Annotated in this window: 1 protein-coding gene and 3 pseudogenes; 1 reads left to right on the top strand and 3 read right to left on the bottom strand. The window is 56.1% G+C overall.

All coding sequences use genetic code 11. From position 1 onward, the window contains the following. Positions 1–54: 54 nt before the first annotated feature. The 3 genes and pseudogenes from QD461_RS36590 to QD461_RS36580 form a co-directional block, all read right to left on the bottom strand. A pseudogene (locus tag QD461_RS36590) lies at positions 55–333 on the bottom strand (type II toxin-antitoxin system RelE/ParE family toxin); the annotation flags it as partial. Positions 334–344: 11 nt separating this feature from the next. Next, a complete protein-coding gene (locus QD461_RS36585) occupies positions 345–653 on the bottom strand; it encodes a type II toxin-antitoxin system RelB/DinJ family antitoxin (RefSeq protein ID WP_414091633.1) in 309 nt (102 codons plus the stop codon). 328 nt (positions 654–981) lie between these two features. Beyond that, positions 982–1,520, bottom strand: a pseudogene (locus QD461_RS36580) (IS6 family transposase). Between the two features lie 125 nt (positions 1,521–1,645). Between QD461_RS36580 and QD461_RS36575 the strand changes: the two are divergent. Then, a pseudogene (locus QD461_RS36575) lies at positions 1,646–1,881 on the top strand (IS110 family transposase); the annotation flags it as partial.

The following is a 1,881-nucleotide window of genomic DNA, read 5'->3' as shown; positions in this document are numbered from 1 at the left end:
GCTCTTGATGGGATCCGAACTGGCGACCCATTGACCCAGACACGAGTTGGAAGCCTAGCTGGTTGGAATAGTGTCTGGCCATTCCTGCGCGCCATGAAGTATGCGGAGAATACGAACCGCCGATTGCGTTTCAGCATAAGCTGCGACGTATGGGGTACCGTTGATCACCAGTTCGCGCGTCCCTGCAATTCTGCCAACACGACCACTCGCGGGAAAATCCATTAAGCGACGAGCGGCCGCGACGATCCGTTCGTCGACCATGACCGCAGCTAAGGGATTATCCGCCTCGATAAAGGTGAAGATGGCGTCTCGATCTGATAACGCAAACGCTGATCAGGTGAGCTTCAGGACTTGTGGGCCGCTGCTTTAAGGCGCGCTGCCGCTCGCCGTTTCTCGAAATGAGCCTCGACTTCATCATCAGGAACGTCCGGTCGCGTGTCGTTCAGCGCTTCAAGGACCTTACTGCGAAACCAAGCATCGTGAGCTTCGTTGCCTGACACAAGCTCGAGCGGTAATGCTCCCTCGTTTGCCGTCCGGGTGAGTAGGATACGAACTGCGTCCGACACCGTAAGACCCATGCTTTCAAGCACCGCAGAGGCGCGATCTCGAACCTCAGCATCAATGCGAGTTTGAACGAGTGCGTTCGAAGCCATAGTTATCTCCAGCTGAAAAACCGGCTGTAATGCATACGAATTACAACGTCTATAGAAGATTTCCGTGCCCACCACGCCGCTGCATTCTTAATTTCTTGATGGGTGGCGTCGCCTTAACGGTGTGAAGAACGCATGAATCTATGCGGCCTGGTGCTCAAGCGCCGATCGAGCCAGCGATTTCACGCCAGATCGAGATGGCGTGAGTGCGAAGCTGGCGATGATCTGCGGCGGACAAGCATTTCCGGTGAAGAAGGAAGAGATTGGCGATCTGACCGTGAGTTGAGACAAAACGCTGACATTGTCGCGCGGACTTGAAGTGTATCATGCGTCACTCGCGTCGTCGCACGGCAAGATGGGAATTCTCAGCTCGGTTGTTCAATCCTTTGTGCGAGCGATATTCGACGCCTGGCATCAGCTGGGCCTTTGCGGCCGAATAGGAACGCGGCTTGTCGGTCACCATCACGCGTGGGGCGGTACCCTGGTCCTTGAGCAGCTTGCGCATTAGACGCTGGCGGCTGCCTTGTTCCTTCGGCTTTGTAGCAGGGCGTCGAGCACGTAACCATTTGCATCGACAGCACGCCACAGCCAATATTTCTTTCCCTTGATCGTCACCACCATCTCATCGAGCTGCCACTTGTCGGCAAAGTGGCCGCGTGAGCGGCGCCGGAGCTGACGAGCAAACTTCAGGCCAAATTTCGTCGCCCATCCCGAGACCGTCTGGAATGAGACGTCGATGCCGCGCTCAGCAAGCATATCTTCGATGTCACGAAAGCTGAGCTGGAACCGATAGTAGAGCCATACGGCATGGGCAATGATCTCAGCGGGAAAGCGGTGGCGTCTGAAGTGGGCAAGTGGAGTTTCGGTCATGAAAACTCGATATCAAGTCAATTCAAACCAGGCGGTTAAGATGGAGTGGTTGCCGCCCTCCCCAGACGGCATCGTGATGTGCCAAGGATGTGGTCGTATAGGCCACTGAGCGGAGAGAGCGGCAGATGAAGGATATAATGATCGGGGTAGACCTGGCAAAGAACGTTTTCGTGCTTCATGGCGCGTCGATGGCGGGAGAGGTGCAGTTCCGCAAGAAGCTGCCACGCGGCCAGTTTCTGCGATTCATGGGAAATCAGCCGCCTGCACTGGTGGCCATGGAAGCTTGCGGCAGCGCGCACCACTGGGCTCGAGAGCTGATGAAACTCGGCCATGAGGTCAAGCTGATCGCGCCGCAGTATGT

It is taken from the genome of Rhizobium sp. BR 314 (assembly GCF_047445805.1).
In the GTDB taxonomy this organism is placed as follows: Bacteria; Pseudomonadota; Alphaproteobacteria; order Rhizobiales; family Rhizobiaceae; genus Rhizobium; species Rhizobium lusitanum_B.
This window is presented reverse-complemented; position numbering and strand designations above follow the sequence as displayed.

Bases quoted from the DNA above. Each gene is read 5' to 3' on its own strand.
- QD461_RS36585 (WP_414091633.1), bottom strand. From the start codon at position 653: ATGGCTTCGAACGCACTCGTTCAAACTCGCATTGATGCTGAGGTTCGA.